The 23674-nt window shown below is 54.1% G+C and carries 22 protein-coding genes and 1 pseudogene; 12 read left to right on the top strand and 11 right to left on the bottom strand.

The window, feature by feature from the left end; all coding sequences use genetic code 11:
- Positions 1-1359 carry an aminodeoxychorismate synthase component 1 gene (gene pabB, locus NQH49_RS10675; protein WP_256696598.1) on the bottom strand — a complete coding sequence of 453 codons (1359 nt, stop codon included), beginning with the start codon at positions 1357-1359 and terminating at the stop codon, positions 1-3.
- Positions 1360-1469: 110 nt separating this feature from the next.
- Here pabB and NQH49_RS10670 point away from each other — a divergent pair, with 110 nt between their 5' ends.
- Positions 1470-1667, top strand: a complete 198-nt coding sequence (locus NQH49_RS10670) for a YoaH family protein (protein WP_008110398.1) — start codon at positions 1470-1472, stop codon at positions 1665-1667.
- Positions 1668-1681: 14 nt separating this feature from the next.
- On the opposite strand, the gene NQH49_RS10665 is transcribed toward NQH49_RS10670, so the two are convergent.
- Positions 1682-2026, bottom strand: coding sequence for a RidA family protein (locus NQH49_RS10665; protein ID WP_061718729.1), 345 nt, complete (start codon positions 2024-2026; stop codon positions 1682-1684).
- Positions 2027-2150: 124 nt separating this feature from the next.
- Here NQH49_RS10665 and NQH49_RS10660 point away from each other — a divergent pair, with 124 nt between their 5' ends.
- The 5 genes from NQH49_RS10660 to rnd all read left to right on the top strand — a co-directional run bounded on the left by NQH49_RS10660 (position 2151) and on the right by rnd (position 8571).
- On the top strand, positions 2151-4061 hold the full coding sequence (locus NQH49_RS10660; protein WP_256696597.1) for a DNA repair helicase YoaA: 1911 nt from the start codon (positions 2151-2153) through the stop codon (positions 4059-4061).
- Between the two features lie 52 nt (positions 4062-4113).
- Complete coding sequence (gene tsaB / locus NQH49_RS10655; RefSeq protein ID WP_256696596.1) at positions 4114-4812, top strand: tRNA (adenosine(37)-N6)-threonylcarbamoyltransferase complex dimerization subunit type 1 TsaB; 699 nt, start codon at positions 4114-4116, stop codon at positions 4810-4812.
- Between the two features lie 60 nt (positions 4813-4872).
- Entirely contained in the window at positions 4873-5466 is a 594-nt protein-coding gene (locus tag NQH49_RS10650) for a Slp family lipoprotein (protein WP_176970028.1), read from the top strand.
- Positions 5467-5674: 208 nt separating this feature from the next.
- On the top strand, positions 5675-7351 hold the full coding sequence (gene fadD, locus NQH49_RS10645; RefSeq protein WP_256696595.1) for a long-chain-fatty-acid--CoA ligase FadD: 1677 nt from the start codon (positions 5675-5677) through the stop codon (positions 7349-7351).
- Positions 7352-7449: 98 nt separating this feature from the next.
- Positions 7450-8571 (top strand): ribonuclease D, encoded by a 1122-nt coding sequence (gene rnd, locus NQH49_RS10640; protein ID WP_256696594.1) that lies wholly within the window; start codon positions 7450-7452, stop codon positions 8569-8571.
- Between the two features lie 55 nt (positions 8572-8626).
- Here the strand turns inward: rnd and minE are convergent, their stop codons facing one another.
- From minE to minC, 3 genes are read right to left on the bottom strand one after another with little or no spacing between them, the layout of a single operon-like run.
- Complete coding sequence (gene minE / locus NQH49_RS10635) at positions 8627-8896, bottom strand: cell division topological specificity factor MinE (protein ID WP_007889661.1); 270 nt, start codon at positions 8894-8896, stop codon at positions 8627-8629.
- 3 nt (positions 8897-8899) lie between these two features.
- Positions 8900-9712 (bottom strand): septum site-determining protein MinD, encoded by an 813-nt coding sequence (gene minD, locus NQH49_RS10630; protein WP_007889662.1) that lies wholly within the window; start codon positions 9710-9712, stop codon positions 8900-8902.
- Positions 9713-9745: 33 nt separating this feature from the next.
- Complete coding sequence (minC, locus tag NQH49_RS10625) at positions 9746-10456, bottom strand: septum site-determining protein MinC (protein WP_256696593.1); 711 nt, start codon at positions 10454-10456, stop codon at positions 9746-9748.
- 153 nt (positions 10457-10609) lie between these two features.
- Here minC and NQH49_RS10620 point away from each other — a divergent pair, with 153 nt between their 5' ends.
- The 3 genes from NQH49_RS10620 to NQH49_RS10610 all read left to right on the top strand — a co-directional run bounded on the left by NQH49_RS10620 (position 10610) and on the right by NQH49_RS10610 (position 12323).
- A complete protein-coding gene (locus NQH49_RS10620) occupies positions 10610-10885 on the top strand; it encodes a YcgL domain-containing protein (protein WP_007889664.1) in 276 nt (91 codons plus the stop codon).
- Positions 10886-11152: 267 nt separating this feature from the next.
- On the top strand, positions 11153-11812 hold the full coding sequence (locus NQH49_RS10615) for a fumarylacetoacetate hydrolase family protein (protein WP_061718737.1): 660 nt from the start codon (positions 11153-11155) through the stop codon (positions 11810-11812).
- Between the two features lie 64 nt (positions 11813-11876).
- Positions 11877-12323, top strand: a complete 447-nt coding sequence (locus tag NQH49_RS10610) for a cysteine cluster protein YcgN (RefSeq protein ID WP_008110381.1) — start codon at positions 11877-11879, stop codon at positions 12321-12323.
- Between the two features lie 40 nt (positions 12324-12363).
- On the opposite strand, the gene dsbB is transcribed toward NQH49_RS10610, so the two are convergent.
- Positions 12364-12894, bottom strand: coding sequence for a disulfide bond formation protein DsbB (gene dsbB, locus NQH49_RS10605; RefSeq protein ID WP_154156351.1), 531 nt, complete (start codon positions 12892-12894; stop codon positions 12364-12366).
- A gap of 319 nt (positions 12895-13213) precedes the next feature.
- Here dsbB and fadR point away from each other — a divergent pair, with 319 nt between their 5' ends.
- A complete protein-coding gene (fadR, locus tag NQH49_RS10600; RefSeq protein WP_008110376.1) occupies positions 13214-13933 on the top strand; it encodes a fatty acid metabolism transcriptional regulator FadR in 720 nt (239 codons plus the stop codon).
- A 37-nt stretch (positions 13934-13970) separates the two neighbouring features.
- Here fadR and NQH49_RS10595 read toward each other — a convergent pair.
- A pseudogene (locus tag NQH49_RS10595) lies at positions 13971-15507 on the bottom strand (SpoVR family protein).
- A gap of 494 nt (positions 15508-16001) precedes the next feature.
- On the opposite strand from NQH49_RS10595, the gene NQH49_RS10590 reads away from it, so the two are divergent.
- Both NQH49_RS10590 and dadX read left to right on the top strand, forming a co-directional pair.
- Entirely contained in the window at positions 16002-17303 is a 1302-nt protein-coding gene (locus NQH49_RS10590) for a D-amino acid dehydrogenase (protein ID WP_008110371.1), read from the top strand.
- Between the two features lie 21 nt (positions 17304-17324).
- Positions 17325-18395 (top strand): catabolic alanine racemase DadX, encoded by a 1071-nt coding sequence (gene dadX / locus NQH49_RS10585; RefSeq protein WP_256696592.1) that lies wholly within the window; start codon positions 17325-17327, stop codon positions 18393-18395.
- Here dadX and NQH49_RS10580 read toward each other — a convergent pair.
- The 4 genes from NQH49_RS10580 to NQH49_RS10565 form a co-directional block, all read right to left on the bottom strand.
- A complete protein-coding gene (locus NQH49_RS10580) occupies positions 18388-19581 on the bottom strand; it encodes a multidrug effflux MFS transporter (RefSeq protein ID WP_256696591.1) in 1194 nt (397 codons plus the stop codon). The two genes, dadX and NQH49_RS10580, sit on opposite strands and share 8 nt — an antisense overlap.
- 112 nt (positions 19582-19693) lie before the next feature.
- Positions 19694-21160, bottom strand: a complete 1467-nt coding sequence (gene wbaP, locus NQH49_RS10575; RefSeq protein WP_008110368.1) for an undecaprenyl-phosphate galactose phosphotransferase WbaP — start codon at positions 21158-21160, stop codon at positions 19694-19696.
- Positions 21161-21537: 377 nt separating this feature from the next.
- Positions 21538-21771, bottom strand: a complete 234-nt coding sequence (locus tag NQH49_RS10570) for a DUF1480 family protein (protein ID WP_008110367.1) — start codon at positions 21769-21771, stop codon at positions 21538-21540.
- A 78-nt stretch (positions 21772-21849) separates the two neighbouring features.
- Complete coding sequence (locus NQH49_RS10565; protein WP_256696590.1) at positions 21850-23577, bottom strand: potassium/proton antiporter; 1728 nt, start codon at positions 23575-23577, stop codon at positions 21850-21852.
- Positions 23578-23674: the final 97 nt, after the last annotated feature.

The following is a 23674-nucleotide window of genomic DNA, read 5'->3' as shown; positions in this document are numbered from 1 at the left end:
TCAGGTCTCATCGCGCAGGCTGGGCAGAATACGATTCACCTTGTGAAAGGTTTCCTGATATTCGGCGTTCAGGTCGCTATCCGCCACTAATCCGCCACCGGCAGCGCAATAAAGCTGCTGGTTCTCCGCAATCAGGGTGCGAATGGTAATGCTGGTATCCATGCGGCCACACAGGCTGATGTAGCCGATGCTGCCACACCACGCATTGCGGCGATGCGGCTCTAACTCTTCGATGATCTCCATCGCGCGGATCTTCGGTGCGCCGGTGATGGAACCACCGGGGAAGCAAGCACGCAGCAAATCGGTTGCGCTCAGCGTCTCAGGTAAACGTGCACGTACAGTGCTGACCAGATGATGCACCGCCGGGAAAGGCTCGACCACGAACAGTTCCGGCACGCTGACGCTGCCGGGCACGGCGACGCGGCCAATATCATTGCGCAGCAGATCGACAATCATCAGATTCTCAGCGCGATCTTTCTCTGAGTTAGCAAGTTTCTCTGCCTGCAAACGATCGGCCTCGACATCCGCCAGACGTGGCAAGGTGCCTTTGATCGGACGCGTTTCAATCTCTTGCTGCTGTAAAGCGAGGAAGCGCTCCGGCGATAAACTCAGCAGCGCGCTGTTTGGCAAACGCAGGAAGGCGCTGAACGGTGCGCGATTCGCCTGCGTGAGACGCAAAAATGCCTGCCACTCATCGCCGCGATAGCCCGCCTGAAAACGCTGCGCCAGATTCACCTGATAGCAGTCACCGGCTTGAATATAGGCTTGCACCGCGTTGAACCGCTGCGCATAGGCGTCAAAACTGAGATTCGATTGCCACTCGCTGGTTAAGGAGAAGGGCTCGGCTGGCGGCGCGGTTTGTGCTTGCAGCCATTGCCAACGCTGCTCGGCATCGGTGAGCGAAACCAGCGTCAATTTTTGCAGATGGTGATCGGCGATCAGCGCCCAGTCATAAATGCCCACCGCCATATCCGGCGTGATGAGATCCTGCTGCGCGTGCTCTGGAAGAGTTTCAAAGCGCCGTCCCAAATCGTAACCAAACAGACCCAATGCACCGCCCTGAAAGGGTAAATCGGCATCAAAAGCAGGCGTCACACCCAGCGCGTCACATTGCTGTTGTACCAGCAGCAACGGATCGGCGGCGGAATGAATGACCTCATTACCGCAGGCAATTTCGGTGCTGGCACCGCGTGTGGTCAGCGTCGTGCGCGGATCGGCGGTGAGGATATCAAAGCGGTTATCCGCGTGGTCGGCCTGGCCGGAGGTCAGCAACATCGCCCAGCATTGGTGGGCCAGCGGAGCAAAAAGGTGTAACAGCGTTTCGGGCGTATACTTCAGAACGAGGCTTTTTACCATCATGGGACAAATCACTTCAGCAAGCAGGTCGCTAGCCTGACATATTTTTTTGTTGCTGGCACCCGTTTGTTCCACGTGGTAATAATGCGTCCCCCATGCACCAGGAGTGAATTATGTTTACAGGTCTTCCAGCGTTATCCCATGAGCAACAGCAGCAAGCGGTTGAACGCATCCAGGAATTGATGGCGGGCGGTATGTCGAGCGGACAGGCGATTGCGCAGGTGGCGCAGGAGATTCGTCAAACCTATAAAGGTGAAGCCATTCGGGCGATGTTCGAAGACGACGAGGATGAAGAAGACGACAACGAATAACGCCCGAACGGATTTTACAGCGCGGCGATGATTTTAATTTCGACTTTATACTTCGGGTTCATCAAACCGGCCTGCACGGTGCAACGCACCGGCGCATTGCCTGGCGAAACCCACGCATCCCAGGCGCGATTCATCGCCGGAAAATCGCTTTTCTCCACCAGAAAAATGGTGGCGTCGAGGATCTTGCTCTTATCCGATCCCACGCGCGTCAGAATGGCGTCAATCACTGCCAAGGCATTGGCGGTTTGCGCTTCCGCATCTTCATCCAGGTTTTCCGGTACGCTGGTGTAATAGACGGTTTGGTTATGCACCACGGCTTCCGACATGCGGTGCTCTGGATCAATACGCGTAATGGTCATGCTGTTCTCCTTTAATTTTGCTGCGCTAGCCTGCCATATCCCAGGGGCGCATGTCATCTGTTGTGGTTGCCCGCCGGGAATCCTGACATAATTACAGTGGTTTTAATTTTTGATGTGAGGAAGTGTGGCAGACGATTTTGCAGCTGATGGCGCACTGGCGCAGGCAATTCCGGGCTTTAAACCGCGTGAAGCACAGCGCCAAATGGCCAAAGCGGTAACCGAGGCGGTGAAAACAGGCGGCGAGCTGGTAGTAGAAGCGGGCACCGGAACCGGTAAAACCTATGCCTATCTGGCGCCGGCATTGCGGGCGAAGAAAAAAGTCATCGTCTCCACCGGATCCAAAGCGTTGCAGGATCAGCTCTATAACCGCGATCTGCCCACCATCGCGCGTGCCCTGAAGTTCAGCGGCAAAACCGCGCTGCTGAAAGGGCGCTCCAACTATTTATGCCTCGAACGTCTTGAGCAGCAGAATCAAACCGGCGGCGATCTTAGCGTTCAGGCGCTGGGCGATTTGATCAGCGTGCGCGGCTGGTCGTCAGAAACCACCGATGGCGACGTCAGCAACTGCAACGGCGTGGCCGAAGACAGTCCGATCTGGCCCTTTGTCACCAGCACCAACGATAACTGCCTCGGCAGCGATTGCCCGTTGTACAAAGATTGCTTCGTGGTCAAAGCGCGCAAAAAAGCCATGGATGCCGATGTGGTGGTGGTGAACCATCATCTGTTTCTCGCCGATCTGGTGGTGAAAGAGGGCGGCTTCGGCGAACTGATCCCAGAGGCCGATGTGATGATCTTCGATGAAGCGCATCAGCTGCCCGATATCGCCAGCCAGTATTTCGGTCAGCAGCTGTCGAGCCGCCAACTGCAGGACCTCGCCAAAGACATCATCATTGCCTATCGCACCGAAGTGCGGGATGTGCAGCAGCTGCAGAAATCTGCCGATCGCTTGGCGCAGTGCGCGCAGGATTTCCGACTGACGCTTGGCGAACCGGGCTTTCGCGGCAACCTGCGCGATCTGCTGAGCGACAACAACATCATGCGCATGTTTACCTTGCTGGATGATGCGCTCGAACTCTGTTACGACGTGATCAAACTGTCGCTCGGGCGTTCCGCGCTGCTGGACGCCGCCTTTGAGCGCGCGGCGCTGTATCGCACGCGCCTGAAACGTCTGCGCGCCATTGATGAGCCGGGCTTCAGCTATTGGTATGAGTGCAACAGCCGCCATTTCACACTGGCACTGACGCCGTTATCGGTGGCAGAACGTTTCCGGGAAGTGATGGATAACCGCAAAGCGGCGTGGATTTTCACGTCTGCCACGCTGGCAGTGAATGAGCAGATGAGCCATTTCTCCAGCCGTCTTGGCGTGGATAACGCCACTACCATGATTCTCGACAGCCCATTCGATTACACTCAGCAAGCGCTGCTGTGCGTGCCGCGCAATATGCCGGAACCCAATCATCCCGGCGGCGCGCGCCAGCTGGCGCGCATGATGAAGCCGCTGATTGATGCCAACAAAGGCCGCTGCTTCTTCCTTTGCACCTCGCACAAGATGATGCGCGAGTTAGCCATCGAGTTTCGTGCTTCGATGACCTTGCCGGTGCTGCTGCAGGGCGAGACCAGTAAAGGACAGCTGCTGAAGCAGTTCCTCGAAGCCGGTAACGCGCTGCTGGTCGCAACCAGCAGCTTCTGGGAAGGTGTCGACGTGCGCGGCGATGCGCTGTCGCTGGTGATCATCGACAAGCTGCCGTTTACTTCACCGGAAGATCCGCTGCTCAAAGCCCGCATGGAAGATTGTCGCCTGCGCGGCGGCGATCCCTTTAATGATGTGCAATTGCCCGATGCGGTGATCACCCTGAAACAGGGCGTGGGGCGTTTGATTCGTGACACGGAAGATCGCGGTGTGCTGGTGATTTGCGATCAGCGTCTGGTTTCACGTCCTTACGGCGGCCTGTTCCTCAACAGTTTGCCGCCCACGCCGCGCACCCGCGATATTGCACGCGCCATCGAATTTGTCCGTCAGCCTGCGGATCACTAATTTGTGCCAGGCTGTGATAAGATGCGCGCCATTTTGACTCTCTGAGGTTGTTATGTCCGCCCGAATTTTAGCCCTGGACACGGCGACAGAAGCCTGTTCTGCCGCGCTGCAAAACCTGCAGCAGATTGATGCCCGCTTTGAAATCGCCCCGCGCGATCATACCCAACGTATTCTGCCGCTGGTGCAGGAGCTGTTGCAGGCGCAGCAGCTGGAGCTGACCGCGCTTGACGTGCTGGCGTTTGGCCGGGGTCCGGGCAGTTTTACCGGTGTGCGTATCGGCATTGGTATTGCTCAGGGGCTGGCACTTGGCGCGAATCTGCCGATGATCGGCGTCTCCTCATTAGCGACCATGGCGCAGGGCGCGTGGCGGTTGACCGGCGCGACGCGCGTGCTGGCGGCGATTGACGCGCGTATGGGCGAACTCTATTGGGCTGAATATCAGCGTGACGAAAACGGCGAATGGCTGGGTGCGGAAACCGAAGCGGTGATCAAACCCGAAGTAGCACAGGAACGTATTGCGGCATTAAGCGGCGAATGGACTGCCGTTGGCACCGGCTGGCAAGCCTATCCGCATCTGTTGACCTCGCCAGGCGCGCAGCTTATTGCTTCAGAGGTGTTATTACCTGCCGCCGAAGATATGCTGCCGCTGGCGCTCAGCGCCTGGCAACGTGACGAAGCAGTCGCGGTAGAGAATGCCGAGCCGGTTTATCTGCGCAATGAAGTGGCATGGAAAAAGTTGCCCGGCCGCTAAGTCGCGCGCAACTTATCTTCGCGAGCTCAGTCTAATCAGAGAAATAACAGGAGAAGTGCTATGCCAATAAGTCGTAAAGGGATGTCTGGCGCTCTGTTAGCCTGCGCAATGCTGCTCAGCGGCTGTGTTTCGGTGCCAGATTCAATTAAAGGAAGTTCTGAGCTTCCACAGCAAGATTTACTGCGCGTGATGAACGCGCCGCAACTGTTTGTCGGTCAGGAATCACGCTTCGGCGGGAAAGTGGTGAAGGTCACCAATCTCAACGGCTTAACGCGCGTGGAAATTGCGACCCAGCCGCTGGATGAGAGCGCGCGTCCGCGTTTGGGTGCCGCCTCGGTTGGCCGCATCTTTGCCGACATCCGCGGCTTTGTCGATCCGGTCGATTTGAACAACCAATACATCACGGTGCTGGGCAACATCAAAGGCATTGAGAAAGGGGATATTGGTAAGGCCAGCTACAATTTTGTGGTGATCGATGTGCGCGGTTATCAGCGCTGGCATCTGACGCAACAGGTGATGACGCCGCCGCAGCCGATTGATCCGTATATCTGGTATGGCCCAACGCGCCATCGTCCGGGATATTGGGGACCCAACCCGTATTGGGGAATGAATCTTGGCCAGCCGGCGCAGGTGCAAACTATCCTTACTGAATAAAGTTTTAAAATCTATTTTACGGCCCGGTCGCGGTGCTTGCGAACGGGCCTTTTTATTGGGCGCGCAACCGATGCGCGAAATTTAGTGATGCGCTTCGCAACCTGAAAATGCCGAAACAGGCAAACTGGTACAATCAGTTAAAATATTGTTAACAACATTGATTGTCGAGGCGGCGATGGCTACGCAACAAGATTATCGGGGTGATTCTTTGAATAAGGTTTGGCTCAAACGCTATCCGGCAGATGTCCCTGCGGAAATTAATGCGGATCGATACGCTTCTCTGGTCGATCTTTTCGAGCACGCAGCAGAGCAATACGCCGATCAGGTGGCTTTCATTAATATGGGCCAACCGATGACCTACCGGCAGCTGGAAAAGCAGAGCCGCGCCTTTGCCGCCTGGCTGCAACAAGGTTTAGGTTTGAAGCAGGGCGATCGCGTGGCGCTGATGATGCCAAACCTGCTGCAATATCCCGTCGCGCTGTTTGGCGTATTGCGCGCTGGCATGGTGGTGGTTAACGTCAATCCGCTCTACACGCCGCGTGAACTCAAGCATCAGTTAGTTGATAGCGGTGCCAGCGCCATTGTCATCGTCTCGAACTTTGCCCACACGCTGGAAAAAGTGGTGGCCGAAACGCCGATCAAGCATGTGATGTTAACGCGTATGGGCGATCAGCTGGCGCCAGTGAAAGCCACGCTGGTAAACTTCGTCGTGAAATACGTGAAAAAGCTGGTGCCGAAATACCACCTGCCGGGCGCGGTGCCGTTCCGCAGCGCCTTGTCGCAGGGCGAACAGATGACCTATCAACGCCCAACCGTGACCAATGACGATCTCGCCTTCCTGCAATATACCGGCGGCACCACTGGCGTGGCCAAAGGCGCGATGCTGACGCACCGCAATATGCAGGCCAATCTGGAACAGACCAAAGCCACTTACGGCAAGCTGCTGCGTCCGGGCAAAGAGCAAGTGGTGACCGCGCTGCCGCTCTATCATATCTTTGCGCTGACGGTGAACGGGCTGCTGTTCCTTGACCTTGGCGGCACCAACCTGCTGATTACTAATCCGCGCGATATTCCCGGCTTTGTCAAAGAGCTCAGCAAGTTTCCGTTTACCGCCATCACCGGCGTGAACACCTTGTTCAATGCGCTGCTGAATGATGCCAACTTCAATAAACTCGATTTCTCCACGCTGCGCCTGTCAGCGGGCGGCGGCATGGCGGTGCAAAAAGCAGTCGCCGAGCGCTGGGAAAAACTCACCGGACACTATTTGCTGGAAGGTTACGGCCTGACTGAATGTTCGCCGCTGGTGTCAGTGAATCCGTATGACATTACCTGTCACACTGGCAGCATTGGTTTGCCAGTGCCGTCCACCGATGTGCGCATAGTTGATGATGAAGACAAGGATGTAGCGCCAGGCGAACCGGGCGAGTTGTGTATTCGCGGTCCGCAGGTGATGATTGGCTACTGGCAGCGCGCCGATGCGACCGATGAAATGCTGAAAAATGGCTGGCTGCATACCGGTGATATTGTTACCGTTGATAGCGAAGGCTTTATTCGCATCGTCGATCGTAAGAAAGACATGATTCTGGTGTCAGGCTTTAACGTGTATCCTAACGAGATCGAAGATGTGCTGATGCAGCACGAAAAAGTGCGTGAAGCTGCGGCGATTGGCGTTCCCAGCGATCTGTCGGGCGAAGCGGTTAAAGTGTGCATCGTGAAGAAAGATCCCTCACTGACCAAAGAAGAGGTGCTGGATCACTGCCGTCGCCAGCTCACCGGCTACAAAGTGCCGAAGATTATCGAGTTTCGTGACGAATTGCCGAAGACCAACGTGGGCAAAATTTTGCGTCGCGAATTGCGTGATGAGGCGAAGCGAGAAGGGCAGTAACGCGCCATTCTCCTCAGGTTAACGCCGGCTCAGACCGGCGTTTTTATTGCTTTTAACATGGAGCGCTGCGCGTAGTTTGCCGCAGCGAGAAAGACAACGTGAATTACACCCTGATCGACCAAAATGACCAACTGGCCGCCGTGTGCGAGAAGGCACGCCAGCACGCCGCCGTGGCGCTGGACACCGAATTCGTGCGTACCCGCACTTACTATCCGCAGCTTGGCCTGATTCAGCTGTTTGATGGCGACCAATTGATCCTGATCGATCCGCTTAATATCAGTGACTGGACGCCGTTTGTGGCGCTGCTGCAGGACAAGCAGGTCACCAAATTCCTGCACGCCGGTGGCGAAGATCTGGAAGTGTTCCTGCATCGTTTTAAATGCCTGCCCGATCCGATGATTGATACGCAAATTCTGGCGGCCTTTAGCGGCCAGGCGCTGTCGTGGGGCTTTGCCTCGATGGTGATGCATTTCAACCAGATCGAGCTGGATAAAAGTGAGTCGCGTACCGATTGGCTGGCGCGTCCGCTGACCGAGCGTCAATGTGAATATGCCGCCGCCGATGTCGCCTATCTGCTGCCGATTGCCCATCAGCTGGTGGCGCAAACCGAGGAAGCGGGCAACATGGCGGCAGCGTTAAGCGAATGCAGTTTGCTGTGCCAGCGTCGTCTGGATATGCTGCAGCCGGAAGAAGCCTGGCGCGATATCACCAATGCGTGGCAACTGCGTCCGCGTCAGCTGGCGGCGTTGCAGCGTCTGGCGGCATGGCGTTTAAACATCGCCCGACAAAAAGATATGGCGGTGAACTTCGTGGTACGCGAAGAGAATCTGTGGAAAGTGGCGCGCTTTATGCCAGGTAGCCTTGGTGAGCTGGATCATTTAGGTCTGAACGGCCATGAAATCCGCTTCCACGGTAAAGCGATGGTAGCGCTGGTGGCGGAAGCGCAGGCGCAGGATGAAGCGACTTTGCCAGCGCCGCTGCCCAATCTGATCGATCATCCGCATTACAAGCAGGCGTTCAAAGCCATTAAAGCGCTGGTGCAACAGGTGAGTGAAGAGAGTGGTTTCAGTCAGGAACTGCTGGCATCACGTCGCCAGATTAATCAGGTGCTGAGTGTACATTGGGGATTGAAAATCGCGTCGCGCACACCTGAATTACAGACAGGCTGGCGGGGCGATTTGTTGAAAGCGGGTATCGACGAGATTCTGCAGGCACTTTGACGCGAGCATTTTCCCCTGCGTAATACCGCAGGGGAAAATCAGGAAACCGCTTTAATCATTTAGGAACGTCTTCCGGCTCCGGCAGCGTTACGTTGAGCTCGAGGATGGAGATATCATCCCCTTTCTGATCCAGCTGAACGGTCACCATATCCGGGTCAATTTTTACGTATTTACAGATCACTTCCAAAATATCGCGCTTCAGCTGCGGCAGATAGTGGGGCTCACTGTCGCCCCTTCTGCGTTCGGCTACGATAATCTGCAGCCTTTCCTTGGCTATATTGGCTGTGTTCTTCTTACGGGATAAAAAGAAATCAAGTAATGCCATTGGTTATCCCCCGAACAGGCGTTTAAGGAAACCCTTCTTCTCTTCTTCAATAAAGCGGAAGGGGCGTTCTTCGCCAAGCAGGCGATCTACGGTATCAGCATAGGCTTTACCGGCGTCAGCGTTTGCGTCGAGGATCACCGGCTCACCCTGGTTTGAGGCGCGCAGGACAGATTGATCTTCCGGGATGACGCCAACCAGTGGAATGCGCAGAATTTCCAGCACATCTTCCATGCTCAGCATATCGCCACGGGTAACGCGGCCAGGATTGTAACGGGTCAGCAGCAGATGCTCTTTCACCGGATCCTGGCTGTTCTCTGCACGACGGGATTTCGAAGAGATGATGCCAAGAATACGGTCGGAGTCACGTACTGAAGAGACTTCCGGGTTGGTGGTGATAATGGCTTCATCGGCGAAGTACAACGCCATCAGCGCGCCGGTTTCGATACCTGCTGGTGAGTCGCAGACGATAAAGTCGAACTCCATCGCCGCCAGGTCGTTCAGCACTTTCTCAACGCCTTCACGCGTCAGCGCATCTTTATCACGCGTCTGAGAAGCTGGGAGAATGTAGAGTTGCTCTGTGCGCTTGTCGCGAATCAGCGCCTGGTTCAGCGTCGCATCGCCCTGAATGACGTTAACAAAGTCATACACCACGCGACGTTCACAGCCCATGATCAAATCGAGGTTACGCAGGCCGATATCGAAATCGATGACGACGGTTTTTTTGCCTTTCTGCGCTAAGCCGGTGGCGATGGCCGCGCTTGACGTGGTCTTGCCAACGCCCCCTTTACCCGATGTAACTACAATAATGCGTGCCATAAATGTTGATTTCCTTAACGAAAGAAAAGGGGCTTAATTAAGTGTCTGAATGGTCAGCGCGCCATCTTTGAGACTCAGACGCGCCGCTTTACCAAAGAATTCCGCCGGAATGTGATCCATCATCCAATATTCCCCGGCAATAGAGACCAGCTCTGCGGCGAGGTTGGTGCAAAAAATCTGGCTGTCGCGTTGTCCACCGACGCCCGCCAGTGCGCGACCGCGCATCATGCCGTAAATGTGAATGTTGCCGTCGGCGACCAGCTCGGCACCGGCGCTGACGCTGCTGGTAACGATGAGGTCGGCATTACGCGCATAAATCTGTTGGCCCGAACGCACCGGCGTATTAACGATGCGGGTTTTGCTGGCGGCTTCAGCGATCACCGCTGGAACAACCGGCGCGGCTTCAATGACGGGAGCCGAGGCTTGTTTGCGGCTCTCTTTACCTTCCGAAAGTACCGGCAAACCCGCGCGGGCAATCATTTTTTTCAGGGCTTCATCTTTGCAACCGCTGACACCGACGATACGCAGACCGGTCGCCATCACCGCTTGTTGCATCTGTTTCCAGTTAATGTCGCCGGTTAGCGCTGACACATTCAGCACCACCGGCGCATTCAGCAAAAAGGCAGGTGCCTGATCGATTTTGTCCTGTAGCGCCTGACGAATCACCTCGGGTTGCGAATGATGCAGATGAACGACTGACAGGGTAAAACTGCTTCCCTTGAATTCGATTGGCGTTTGCGACATCTGTGCTGACTCAGTCCTGTTTTACGACCCTTAAATGTACGCCGATAAAATCGGCAATAACATCAAACGGTCAATATTCGAAGTTCTGCAAGCATGTTATAGTTACTGCTATATTCAGGCAAGTGACGCCATCGGTTAATTCGAGTAAAAAATATGTTTTGTGTGATCTACAGAAGCCCGCAACGTGAACAGACTTATCTGTATGTTGAAAAAAAAGACGATTTCTCACGGGTACCAGAAGAACTGCTGCGTGGCTTCGGCAAACCCCAGCTGGCAATGGTGTTATCGCTGGATAAGCGTGACAAGCTGGCTAACGCGGATATCAATAAAGTTAAGCAAGGTTTAAGCGAACACGGCTATTATTTGCAAATTCCACCACCGGTTGAAAGTCTGCTCAACATTCATCTCGATCAGGGTAAAAAAGATTAATTCAGATTCATCTGTAAATATATCCTGTAGAAATAATCAGTGCTATTTGCGTTAATTAACTGCCCGCTTTAACCCTTTATTGCGGGCAATTTTCAAAGCGTTTAGCTGATTTTGTTGTATACGATTAACGACTTTTGACAATTTCCGCCACGCCAGCCGCCATAAACCCGTTAATATATTTCACCTCAGCCTGCCGCGTTCCGGCACTGAGCCAGACTTCATCGCCAGATGCACTGGCGGCAAACACAACCAAAGCAGGGGAATAGCATGTATCAGCATCGTAACTGGCAGGGCGCTCTGTTAGATTATCCGGTCAGCAAAGTGGTTTGCGTCGGCAGCAACTATGCGAAGCACATAAAGGAAATGGGAAGTGCCACGCCAACCGAACCGGTGGTGTTTATCAAACCGGAAACTGCGGTGTGCGATCTGCGCCAGCCTCTGTCGATTCCGGCAAATTTTGGTGAAGTGCATCATGAAGTGGAGCTGGCTGTGCTGATTGGCTCGACGCTGAAGCAGGCGAGCGAAGAGCACGTGGCGAAGGCGATTGCCGGTTATGGCGTCGCGCTGGATTTGACCTTACGCGACGTGCAGGCCGGTTTGAAGAAAGCGGGGCAACCGTGGGAAAAATCCAAAGGTTTCGATAACTCGTGTCCGCTGTCGGGTTTTATTCCCGTTTCTGAGTTTAGCGGCGATCCACAGAACACCGAACTGAAGCTGGTCGTTAACGGTGAAGTACGTCAGCACGGCACGACCGCTGATATGATCCACAAAATTCTGCCGCTGATTGCCTATATGAGCCAGTATTTCACGCTGCGCGCGGGCGATGTGGTGCTGACCGGGACGCCAGAGGGCGTTGGCCCAATGCGCTCTGGCGATAAGCTGGAAATCACGCTGGCCGGTCACGGTATTTCGACGCGCGTTCTGTAAAACTTGCATCACCGCACCTGAACCTTTATAAGGTGCGGTCTCTTTGCTAACCCGGACCGCCATCATGACTGAACAACCTTTCTGGCAGACTAAACGCCTTGACCAAATGAACGACGCAGAGTGGGAATCCCTGTGCGACGGCTGCGGCCAATGTTGCCTGAATAAGTTGCAGGATGCGGACACTGACGAAATCTACTTCACCAACGTGGCCTGCAATCAGCTGAATATCAAAACCTGCCAGTGTCGTAACTACGAGCATCGTTTTGAGTTGGAAGAGAATTGCATTAAGCTGACGCGTGAAAATCTCACCAGTTTTGAATGGCTGCCGCGCACCTGCGCCTATCGTGTGTTAGGAGAAGGCAAAACCTTGCCAGCGTGGCATCCGCTGATCGCCGGTTCTAAAAAGGCGATGCATGCGCAGCGCATTTCCGTGCGTTTTATTGCGGTGCGGGAGAGTGAAGTACGGGATTGGGAAGAGCATATTATCGATCGACCGGATCGCAACGGTTAAACATAGAATAGGCAGCCAAGGCTGCCTGTTTTGTTTGTGCTTAACGTCCGAACAGATCGCGGCGTTTCGGTTTGAACGGTTGTGCAATCAGCACCAGCAGCGCCACCAGCAGATAAGCGGCAAAAATCACGATCATCCACTGCGGCATGCTCCAGGTCAGGAAGGTCCAGCCGCGCTCAGCGCAATCACCGCTCGCTACGAATACAGAAGGCAACCATTTATCCAGCGGCAACCAGGTTGGGAAACGCGCGGCAAAGTCGCAGGTGACAAACGGGTTGGGATGCAGTTGAATCATGGTGTGATCGTAAGAGAGGCGCGTGCCTTCAATCGCGCTGTAGATCCAGATGAGAATGGCCGCCCAGCGCAGCGGGGTTTTCGGCGCAATAGCGCCCACAATGCCCGCGCCCATCACGCCAAACAGCGCGCAACGTTCATAAATACACATTACGCAGGGTTGCAGCCCCATCACGTGCTGAAAATACAACGCCGTCAATTCAAACGCCAACGCCGTCAGGGCCAGCAGAAGCCAGGCACCACGTCCACGCGAGCATTGATTCAAATATCGCAACATATTGCTTTTCCTGTAACCGTTAATGTTTCGCAGTGTAAACCAAAAGCGCAACCGTGCCAGCCAGGTAACGGGAAAAAATCATGTACAAAAATGACTTAAGTCGTGTTGAGGCCAAAAAGATCCTGCCAGTCGCGTCCTTCGATAAATGCAAGCCGCAGGCACAATGCAAACGTGTGCCAGGCCAAAGAGTTTCCTCTGTATTCACGGCTGAATTTTGCGCCAGCGCGCGCTTTTAATCGGTTGGCAGGCTATTTCCGCTATAGCCGCTCTGGTATGATGAGTCGCAATACGTTAAAGAAAGCAACGAGAAATAAATGCTATGGTGATTAAGGCGCAGAGCCCCGCGGGATTTGCTGAAGAGTATATTATTGAAAGCATCTGGAACAGTCGTTTTCCGCCGGGATCCATTCTACCTGCCGAACGTGAGCTTTCTGAACTGATTGGCGTAACACGCACCACGTTGCGCGAAGTGTTGCAACGTCTGGCGCGTGATGGCTGGTTGACCATTCAACATGGCAAACCGACGCGCGTTAACGATTTCTGGGAAACCTCCGGTTTAAACATCCTCGAAACTCTGGCCCGACTCGATCACGATAGCGTTCCTCAGTTGATTGATAATCTGCTGTCGGTGCGCACCAACATCTCGTCGATTTTTATCAGCCGTGCGCTGCGTCATCATCCAGAAAAAGCGCGTGAAGTGCTGGAGAATGCGCTGATCGAGGAGGATAAAGCCGAAGCCTATACCGAGCTGGATTATCGCGTGTTCCGTGGCCTGGCGTTTGCCTCGGGCAACCCGATTTATGGTCTGATTTTGAACGGGCTGAAAGGCTTGTATACCCGCGTTGGTCGTCACTATTTCTCCAGCCTGGAAGCGCGAGAACTGGCGCGTAACTTCTATCGCCAATTGGCTGATCTATGCGTGGCTAACCCTTCGCAGGAGCAGATTGTCGACAGCGTGCGTGAATACGGTCGTCGCAGCGGTGAGATTTGGCACAAGATGCAGAAAAGCATGCCGGACGATTTAGCCAGCAAGCGATAAAAGAAAAACCGGACCTCATCAGTCCGGTTTTTTTGCTTTATAGCGTTGGGCCGCGCGCGGGTGAACGATCCAGCAACTCGACGCTGCCGTCTTCGTTCTGCTGCTCCAGAATCACATCAAAACCCCACAAACGATGCACATGCTTCAACACTTCTTTGCGGCTCTTATCGAGCGGCGCACGCTGTTGCGGCACATAACGCAACGTCAGTGAGCGGTCGCCACGTAAATCCACGTTGTAGACCTGAATGTTCGGTTCAAGATTGCTGAGATTGTACTGCGCCGACAACTGCTGACGAATGGCGCGATAACCCGCTTCATCATGGATCGCTGCAATTTCGAGGAAATTGTTGCGGTCATCATCCATTACCGTGAACAAGCGGAAATCACGCATCACTTTTGGTGACAGGAACTGGCTGATAAAGCTCTCATCTTTAAACTCGCGCATGGCGAAATGCAGGGTTTTCAGCCAGTCCGAACCGGCAATGTCCGGGAACCAGTAGCGATCTTCTTCGGTTGGCGTCTGACAGATACGCTTGATGTCCTGGAACATCGCAAAGCCCAGCGCATACGGGTTGATGCCGTTATACCACTGGCTGTTATACGGCGGCTGATACACCACGTTGGTGTGGCTGTGCAGGAACTCCATCATAAAGCGTTCCGACACTTTGCCTTCGTCATACAGATGATTGAGGATGGTGTAGTGCCAGAACGTAGCCCAGCCCTCATTCATGACCTGCGTCTGTTTCTGCGGATAGAAATACTGGCTAACTTTACGCACAATGCGCAGCACTTCACGTTGCCAGGATTCCAGCAGCGGCGCATTTTTTTTCCATGAAATAGAGCAGGTTTTCCTGCGGTTCAGAAGGGTAGCGCGATGCCTCAACGTGTACCGACTCCTTCTCTTTACGCGGCAGCGTACGCCACAGCGTATTCACCTGACTCTGCAAATATTCTTCACGGCTCTGCTGGCGCGCTTTCTCTTCCTGCAGCGAAATTTTCTGCGGACGTTTATAGCGATCCACGCCGTAGTTCATCAGCGCATGGCAGGAATCGAGCAGCCGCTCAACTTCCTCCACGCCGTAGCGCTCTTCGCAGTCGGTAATGTAATTTCGCGCAAACAGCAGGTAATCCACGATAGAACTGGCATCGGTCCAGCTGCGGAACAGATAGTTATTTTTGAAGAAAGAGTTGTGACCGTAACAAGCGTGCGCCATCACCAGCGCCTGCATGGTCATGGTGTTCTCTTCCATCAAATAGGCAATACACGGATTGGAGTTGATGACGATCTCATACGCCAGGCCTTGCTGACCGTGCTTGTAACGCTGTTCCGTTTCGATGAATTTCTTGCCGAACGACCAGTGTGCATAGTTGATCGGCATACCTACGCTGGAGTAGGCATCCATCATTTGCTCTGAGGTGATCACTTCAATTTGGTGCGGATAGGTTTCCAGTCCGTAACTTTTGGCTACGCGGTCAATTTCCGCCAGATAATCATCCAGCAGTTCGAAAGTCCAGTCGGGACCATCACTGAGTCGTTTACTGTTGCGGGTTGGCTCGTCAAATATTGTCGTCATAGCGCACCTCTGTTTTGCAAGCGGCAGGAATTACCTGTCACGATCGTTTAAGGCCTCATCCTGAGTAAAGATGGCCCAATAAAACTGAGCGAACACTTCAATGATAGTCCACTGTCGCCTATCCGAAACTGAATCTCAATCGAATTCTTTTGGCAGAAAATCATTCAAAAAGCGGTAGTTAAGTCGATACTTGTTATAAATTTTGGTTTTATTTTGCTTGTTAGAATAATGCTCTGTTTATAAGTGGATTGTATGACTGCGGCGCTTTCTCCTGAAAAAAGTCAAAACCGCTGCCTTCCACATAATAAATGGCTGATTAAGGGATTTAAGGCATAAAAAATCCTGATTTTGCCTCTGTTGCATGATTTCAGTGTGCAGTCAGGTAAAAAACATGTGAAATAAGTCGGTCGAATGTAAGATTTGAGTGGCGGTCGGGTTATGCTGTCTTGGGCTTGGTTAATAGTTAATTATTCTTTTGCTGCGACGAGGGGCTTATGCGCGTAGTAATTCTTGGTAGTGGTGTAGTTGGTGTGGCGAGCGCCTGGTATCTGGCGCAGGCCGGACATGAGGTCACGGTCATCGATCGTCAACCTGCCGCCGCGCTGGAAACCAGCGCCGGTAATGCGGGGCAGATCTCACCGGGCTATGCCGCGCCTTGGGCGGCGCCGGGCGTTCCGCTGAAAGCGGTCAAATGGATGTTCCAGCGTCACGCGCCGCTGGCGGTTCGTCTCGATGGCAGTAAGTTCCAGCTGGAATGGATGTGGAATATGCTGCGTAACTGCGACATGCAGCACTATCAAGAGAATAAAAGCCGCATGGTGCGTATCGCGGAGTACAGCCGCGACTGCCTGAAAACACTGCGCGCCAGCACCGGCATCGCCTATGAAGGTCGTCAGGGCGGCACGCTGCAGCTGTTCCGTACGCAGCAACAGTTCGAAAGCGCCAGCAAAGATATCGCCGTGCTGCGCGATGCGGGCGTTCCCTATGAGTTACTGGAAGCGCATCAGCTGAAAAATGTCGAACCCGCGCTGGCGGCGACGGCGCATAAACTCACCGGCGGTTTACGTCTCCCTAACGACGAAACCGGCGACTGCCAGCTGTTTACTCAGCGCCTGGCCGAAATGGCTGCGGCGGCGGGTGTGACCTTCCGCTACAACACGTCGGTTGATCAGTTGCTGCGCGAGGGCAATCGCATTTATGGCGTGAAGTGTGGCGATGAGGTGATTAAAGCCGATGCTTACGTGGTGGCGTTCGGTTCCTATTCAACCGCGCTGCTGAAAGACATTCTCGCCATCCCGGTTTATCCGCTGAAGGGTTATTCGCTGACCATCCCGATCAAGAACGCTGACGCTGCACCGGTTTCCACCATCCTCGACGAAACCTACAAAGTGGCGGTCACGCGCTTTGACGATCGCATTCGCGTGGGCGGCATGGCAGAAATTGTTGGTTTTAACACCAAACTGTTGCCGGCACGACGCGAAACGCTGGAGATGGTGGTCCGCGATCTCTATCCTGAAGGCGGATTTGTCGAACAGGCCACGTTCTGGACCGGATTGCGTCCAATGACGCCAGACGGTACGCCGATTGTCGGGCGCACGCCGCTCTCCAATCTCTATCTCAATACCGGGCACGGTACGCTGGGATGGACGATGGCTTGTGGTTCCGGTCAGCTTTTGGCTGATTTAATTTCCGGTCAGAAACCGGCGATTGCCGCAGATGATTTGTCAGTGCTGCGCTACCTGCCAGGTTTTGAGCCACATTCTTCGCCGCTGCGTAACGCCAGCGCGGCGCGCTGAGACCTCAGGGAGAGTAAAAGCATGTCACGTCCAACCGGTGCCACCATCAATCAACAGGCACTGCGTCATAATTTGGCTGTCGTACGCCAGGCAGCACCGCAATCACGCGTCTGGTCGGTGGTGAAAGCCAATGCGTATGGTCACGGTGTGGCCCGCGTGTGGCAAAGTCTGGCCGAAACCGACGGCTTTGCGCTGCTGAATATGGAAGAGGCGATCTTGCTGCGCGAGCAGGGCTGGAAAAAGCCGATCCTGCTGCTGGAAGGCTTCTTCCATGCTGACGATTTAGCGCTGATCGATCGCTATCGTCTCACCACCAGCGTACACAGCAACTGGCAGATTCAGGCGCTGGCAAAAGCGCAGCTGTCGGCACCGGTCGATGTTTACCTCAAAGTCAACAGCGGCATGAACCGACTTGGTTTTCGACCTGAGCAGGCGTATGCGGCGTGGCAAAAACTGCGTGCTTTGCCGAACGTCGGTGAAATGACGTTGATGGCGCACTTTGCCGATGCAGAGAATCCGCAAGGTCTGGTTGAGCCGATGAAATGCGTCGAACGGGCGGCGGAAGGGCTCAGTTGTCCGCGTTCCCTGTCTAACTCAGCGGCTACGCTGTGGCATCCTGAAGCGCATTTTGACTGGGTGCGTCCCGGCATCATTCTCTATGGCGCGTCACCGAGCGGCGACTGGCAGGATATCGCCAGCACCGGATTGCAACCGGTGATGACGCTCAGCAGCGAAATCATTGGCGTGCAGCAGCTGAACGCCGGTGACGGCGTGGGTTACGGTTATCGCTATCACGCCAGTGGCGCGCAGCGCATTGGTATTGTCGCCTGCGGATACGCCGATGGTTATCCGCGTCATGCGCCAACCGGCACGCCAGTCAGCGTAGATGGCATCCGCACGCAAACGCTCGGCGCCATCTCCATGGACATGATGATGATCGATTTGGAACCTTGCCCGCAGGCTGGCATCGGTTCGAAGGTTGAGCTGTGGGGCAATCAGGTGAAGATCGATGAGGTGGCAAAAGCCGCCGGGACGGTGGGCTACGAGCTGATGTGTGCGCTCGCGCCACGCGTACCGGTTGAGGTTATTTAAGCGCGGTCACACGACCGTGCATCTTCTTGCTGCAGCGCCAGGCGATCATGGCCAGCGCTGCACCCAGCAGCATCATCAGTGCCAGTGATGATTTTTCCGCAACAGGTAATGCCACGATTGCCATGCTGCCACCCGCACCACACGCCATCTGAATAAATCCCTGCAGTGCTGAGGCCACGCCCGCTTGCTGCTGATACGGCTCCAGCGCGTAGCTGGTGGCAGGACCAACCGTGAACGCCAGACCAGCAACGGAAACCGCCACGGGAATCATATACAGCGACCAATGGTTTTGCCACGCTGCCGGTAATAGCGTGGTGCCCATCATCAACAGAATCGCGCCGATCAACATGGTGGCGAAACCCATCGCCAGACAGAATGGACGTCCCGCTTTGCGAATGGTTTTGTTCACGAAAGCGCTAACCAGCATGATCCAAAAACCATTGGCGCCAAAGGCAAAGGAGAATTGTAGCGGCGTCAGGCCGCCTTCGGTCATCAGCACGTGTGGCGCTAGCGACACATAGGTCAGCACCATGCCCAGCGCGCCGGCATTGGCAAAAGCAAAGGCAAGGAAGCGCGGTTCACGGGCGATGGCAGCGTACTGCGCCAGCGGTAAACCTTTCACGCGCAATGTGTCTGCTGGACGCGTTTCTGGCAGCCACAGCATCACGATCAAGCCGATCACCACCGCATAGCCACACAGGAACCAGAACGGCATACGCCAGCCGTAGGCTTCAGCCAGAATTCCGCCAAGCAGCGGTGCCAGCGCAGGTACGATATTCAGCGCACCATTGAGAAAGCCGTAAGCGCGTGCGGCATCTTCGCCACTGAGACGATCGCGCACGCCACTGAATGCCACCACCGCTGTACAGCACACGGCGCAGCCCTGAATGATGCGCGCAAGGAAGAACACCGGCCACAGCGTGCTGGTGGCGGCAATCGCGCTGCCAACGATATAAAGCGCCAGTCCAATCAATGCGATCGGCTTGCGACCAAAGTTATCCACCAGCGGACCGGTAATCAGTTGACCGATGCCCATCACCAATAAAAACAGGGGAATCGTGATCTGGATAAGGCTCACCGGGCTGTTAAGACCTTCGGCGATTTGCGGCAATGTAGGGAGGTAAAGATCAATGCCCAGCGGCGCCAGCAGCACCAGGCTAAGAAGAATTAAGGTGAATTTTTGCATTACGAACCGAACGACCTGTTAAACAATCCGGAAGGGTAATGACTCTGAGGGGAAAAAGAAAGGGATAAAAAAGCGATGCCTGCCGAAGTGCGCAGGCATCGCCTCGAGGGTATTAGTAAGCACCGTCGCGACGGACCACTACGCCAGCGGTTTTGAACAGAATCGCAATGTCAGTCCACAATGCCCAGTTTTTTACGTACCAGGAATCGAAGTAAACGCGCGTATCGTAGTCGATGTCGTTACGGCCGCTGACCTGCCACAAGCCGGTCATGCCCGGTTTCGCCATCAGGTAGTAATCCACATCACCGGCATAACGTTCCAGTTCCGCTTCAATCACCGGACGCGGACCGACCAGACTCATTTCGCCGCGAATCACGTTCCACAACTGTGGCAGCTCATCAAGGCTGGTTTTGCGCAGGAAGTTACCAATTTTGGTCACGCGCGGATCGTTTTTCAGTTTGAAATCACGATCCCATTCAGCGCGCGCTTCCTCGCTGGTCGCCAGCAGATTTTGCAACACTTCCTGCGAGTTGGTCACCATCGAGCGGAACTTCAGGCACTTAAACTTAACGCCATCCTGTCCAACGCGTTCATGACCATAAATCGCATTGCCGCCGTCACGTTTCACCATCGCACACAACAGACCAAATACCGGACCGAGGAACAGCAGCAGCATGGATGCCACCACAATATCAAAGGTGCGTTTCAGGAAGCGTGAAGAGCGTTTTGCCAGATTGTTGCTGACGCGCAGGATCATCACTTCATGGCTAAAGATGAATGACATGTCGGTGCCATACAGCGGTACGCCGCGCAGCGTTGGGATCACGGAAATCGAACGGCACTTCATTTTGGACAGGAACTTCAGCCATTTATCGCGCACCACTTGCTGCTCAAATTCGGTGGCGACGATAAATTGCGTGTTGTCACGGTCCATGGTTTGCCAGTTGATGTCTTTCCAGGTGATCACCGGCACACCATTCACTTTTTCGTGCTGTTGGTCATCGTCCAGTGAAATGAACGCCTGCACGTTGTAACCCAGGATCTCTTCGCTCTGCAGCGCAGCATAGGCTTCCATGGCGTTTTTACCGGAACCAATAATGATGGTTTCCTTCTGCCACTGACCTGCACGGTTGATCGCGCGTTTTACCACGGCACGCATCAGCGGCAGCAGCAGCAGGGCGTAAGTCCAGCTGAACACCCAAACCATGCGCGAGAAGTCCCATTTTGAAAAGGCAATCAATGCCAGATCAAGCAGAGAAAAAACGAACAGGGTTTTAATCACTTCTTTCAATTCAAACCAAAACGGTTTGCGATAGGTGTAGTGACGCATACGCACCCAGAACCAGGCGGTGCAAAGAATAGAAAGGCTAAATTGGGCAATAAACCGATATTCAATCTGCTGAGGCGGAATAAACGTATCCAGTTCGCCCCAAATACCTTGAACGGTGGCGGCAGATAAAAACAATGCCAGATTTAACGCTATTAAATCGGAGAAACTAAGTGCGACTTTTGCGATGAGGTTTTTGCGCAGTCCGCTCCACGAGCGGGTTGCATCATTCATTATCAAAGTACTTGCCATAAAACCTGCTCTCTTTTCTTAAGTAAAAGATGGCCTGACCAGAATCAAGTACGCGCTCAGGAGTGATCCGCTGAAAAGCAGAAAGAATAATTCTTTCAGCGATTTATAAGTCTGTGCTGCCATAAGCGCTGCAAGGAAAGGACCGTTTGAGACGTGATGCACGTCACGAAAAGCTGCAGCAACGTTTAAGAGTATGCAGGAGTTATTTGACAGAGTTAATATGGAAATAGTCTGAAAAGGAAAAAAATGACTCAAGAAATAATTGGCTATCTATTTGAAAAATAATGTTTAAAGTTAATTAATCGCGGAAATAACGCTTCATTTTAAGACGGCTTTTCGGAATGACCGCCATTTCCATCAATGGCGGCGCCAGCCAGTCAGGCAGGTTTTTTCAGTACCCAAAGATCCTGCTGCTTGTCGTAGTGTCCGATTTGTAAATCGACAGCCTCTTCATCAATCCATGCCGGTACACTGGTATCCACATCCCAGCCGTCGAGTTGGTCACTCAGGCCGGGATTGGTATGGCAGGGAATACTCACAGTGTCGCCATTGTCAGTATTGAACTCTGCATCAACAATTTCATAACGACCAATCTTTACCACGTGTCCCATTACATTCTCCCGTATTAACTGGGTTGAATAGTGAGCATAGTCGTTCACGCGCAGTTTACGAGCGAAAATGGCCTCGGATTATTCCTTGTCTTCCATTACGCGTACGCCAATTTTCACGATTTGATTGTCTTCTTTTTCTGCCACCGTCCAGGTTAACTGGTTCCATTCCACCTGATCGCCAACCACCGGCGTACTGCCCAGCAAACTCATCACCAGCTGTCCTAACGACTGCTGATCGTTGGTTTGTTCATCCAGCTCAAGGCCATAAATTTGCGCCACATCTTTCAAACGTGCCTCGGCATCAAGGATAAAGTCGCCGAAGAAGCGTTGATCGAGCGAGACGGGCGGCGATTGGCTGAACATTTTACCCAATGCGGGGAGATCGCGTTCCCGGCCAATCACACACAGCACATCGCCTTCCTTCAGACGCGTGTTGCCATTGGGGTGCATCAACACGTTGTCACGGAACAGGGCGGCGATGCGGGTTTCGCGAGGCATCTGCAAATCACGCAGCGCCGCGCCAACGCACCACTTGTCTGCGCCCAACTGGTAAATGAATTGCTCCCACGGATTCTCCGGATGGATATCCAGTCCCACCCGGCTAATTGGCGAGGCGGTTGGCGGCACCACCACTTTGGCACGTTTGGCGGCATAGCCCAGCGACGTACCTTGCAGCATCAGCGATACCAGCACCACAAAGAAGGCGATGTTGAAGTAGAGCTTGGCGTTTTCCAGCCCGGCCATCATCGGGAAGACGGCGAGGATGATCGGCACTGCGCCACGTAAGCCCACCCAACTGATGAAGATGCGTTCACGTCCGGTAAAGCCCTTAAATGGCAACAGGCCAACCAGAATTGACAGCGGGCGCGCTACCAGAATCAACCACAGCGACAGAATCATCGCCGGCACCGCGATATGCCACAAATCGGACGGCGTCACCAGCAAACCCAGCACAATAAACATGCCGATTTGGCTCAGCCATGCCATGCCGTCAAAGGTTTGCAAAATACCGTGGCGGTTGCGAATCGGGCTGTTGCCCAGCAGGAAGCCACAAAGATACACCGCCAGAATACCGCTGCCTTCCATCACGGTGGTCAGCGCAAACACGATGATGCCGCCGCTTAGCGCCAGCAAGGGATACAAACCTTGTGCAAGATTGATGCGGTTAATCAATTGCTGCAGCGCCCAGCCGCCGCCAAGACCTAATACAATGCCGAGACCAAACTGCTGCACCAGATGCACCACGAACATCCAGCTCAAACCTGACTGGCCTTGCTGAATCATGTCGATCAGCGTGATGGTGAGAAACACCGCCATCGGGTCGTTGCTGCCAGATTCAATCTCCAGCGTGGAGCTGACACGTTCGTTGAGGCCTTTATCACCCAGCAACGAAAATACAGCGGCGGCATCGGTGGAACCGATAATCGCGCCAATCAGGAAGCCCTGCATCAGGTCGAGTTTAAACAACCAGGCTGCGGCAACGCCGGTTAAACCTGCGGTGATCATCACCCCGACCGTCGCCAGCGATAACGCCGGGCCGAGCGCCACTTTTAGCGAGGTCGCTTTGGTGCGCATACCGCCATCCAGCAAGATGATGGCTAACGCCAGGTTTGAGACCAGATAGGCAACCGGATAGTTATCAAACGCGATGCCACCAATACCATCAATGCCGGCCAACATGCCAAGCGCGAGGAAGATCACCAGAATCGGAATGCCAAGGCGCGAGGAAAAGGAACTGAGTAAAATACTTGCTGCTACCAGCACGGACCCAATAATAAACACACTGTAAATCATGCTGGTATTCAACGGCGTTCTCCTGCGGCGGGGCAAAAAAGACAAACTGCGGGGGATTCACACAGACAAGGTGGAAAGATAATGCCTTATCAATAGCTTGTCAGCGCTT

The organism is Pantoea trifolii, from assembly GCF_024506435.1.
Taxonomy (GTDB): Bacteria; Pseudomonadota; Gammaproteobacteria; order Enterobacterales; family Enterobacteriaceae; genus Pantoea; species Pantoea trifolii.
This window is presented reverse-complemented; position numbering and strand designations above follow the sequence as displayed.

Bases quoted from the DNA above. Each gene is read 5' to 3' on its own strand.
- pabB (WP_256696598.1), bottom strand. From the start codon at position 1,359: ATGATGGTAAAAAGCCTCGTTCTGAAGTATACGCCCGAAACGCTGTTA.
- NQH49_RS10670 (WP_008110398.1), top strand. From the start codon at position 1,470: ATGTTTACAGGTCTTCCAGCGTTATCCCATGAGCAACAGCAGCAAGCG.
- NQH49_RS10665 (WP_061718729.1), bottom strand. From the start codon at position 2,026: ATGACCATTACGCGTATTGATCCAGAGCACCGCATGTCGGAAGCCGTG.
- tsaB (WP_256696596.1), top strand. From the start codon at position 4,114: ATGTCCGCCCGAATTTTAGCCCTGGACACGGCGACAGAAGCCTGTTCT.
- NQH49_RS10650 (WP_176970028.1), top strand. From the start codon at position 4,873: ATGCCAATAAGTCGTAAAGGGATGTCTGGCGCTCTGTTAGCCTGCGCA.
- minE (WP_007889661.1), bottom strand. From the start codon at position 8,896: ATGGCATTACTTGATTTCTTTTTATCCCGTAAGAAGAACACAGCCAAT.
- minD (WP_007889662.1), bottom strand. From the start codon at position 9,712: ATGGCACGCATTATTGTAGTTACATCGGGTAAAGGGGGCGTTGGCAAG.
- minC (WP_256696593.1), bottom strand. From the start codon at position 10,456: ATGTCGCAAACGCCAATCGAATTCAAGGGAAGCAGTTTTACCCTGTCA.
- NQH49_RS10620 (WP_007889664.1), top strand. From the start codon at position 10,610: ATGTTTTGTGTGATCTACAGAAGCCCGCAACGTGAACAGACTTATCTG.
- NQH49_RS10615 (WP_061718737.1), top strand. From the start codon at position 11,153: ATGTATCAGCATCGTAACTGGCAGGGCGCTCTGTTAGATTATCCGGTC.
- NQH49_RS10610 (WP_008110381.1), top strand. From the start codon at position 11,877: ATGACTGAACAACCTTTCTGGCAGACTAAACGCCTTGACCAAATGAAC.
- dsbB (WP_154156351.1), bottom strand. From the start codon at position 12,894: ATGTTGCGATATTTGAATCAATGCTCGCGTGGACGTGGTGCCTGGCTT.
- fadR (WP_008110376.1), top strand. From the start codon at position 13,214: ATGGTGATTAAGGCGCAGAGCCCCGCGGGATTTGCTGAAGAGTATATT.
- NQH49_RS10590 (WP_008110371.1), top strand. From the start codon at position 16,002: ATGCGCGTAGTAATTCTTGGTAGTGGTGTAGTTGGTGTGGCGAGCGCC.
- dadX (WP_256696592.1), top strand. From the start codon at position 17,325: ATGTCACGTCCAACCGGTGCCACCATCAATCAACAGGCACTGCGTCAT.
- NQH49_RS10580 (WP_256696591.1), bottom strand. From the start codon at position 19,581: ATGCAAAAATTCACCTTAATTCTTCTTAGCCTGGTGCTGCTGGCGCCG.
- wbaP (WP_008110368.1), bottom strand. From the start codon at position 21,160: ATGGCAAGTACTTTGATAATGAATGATGCAACCCGCTCGTGGAGCGGA.
- NQH49_RS10570 (WP_008110367.1), bottom strand. From the start codon at position 21,771: ATGGGACACGTGGTAAAGATTGGTCGTTATGAAATTGTTGATGCAGAG.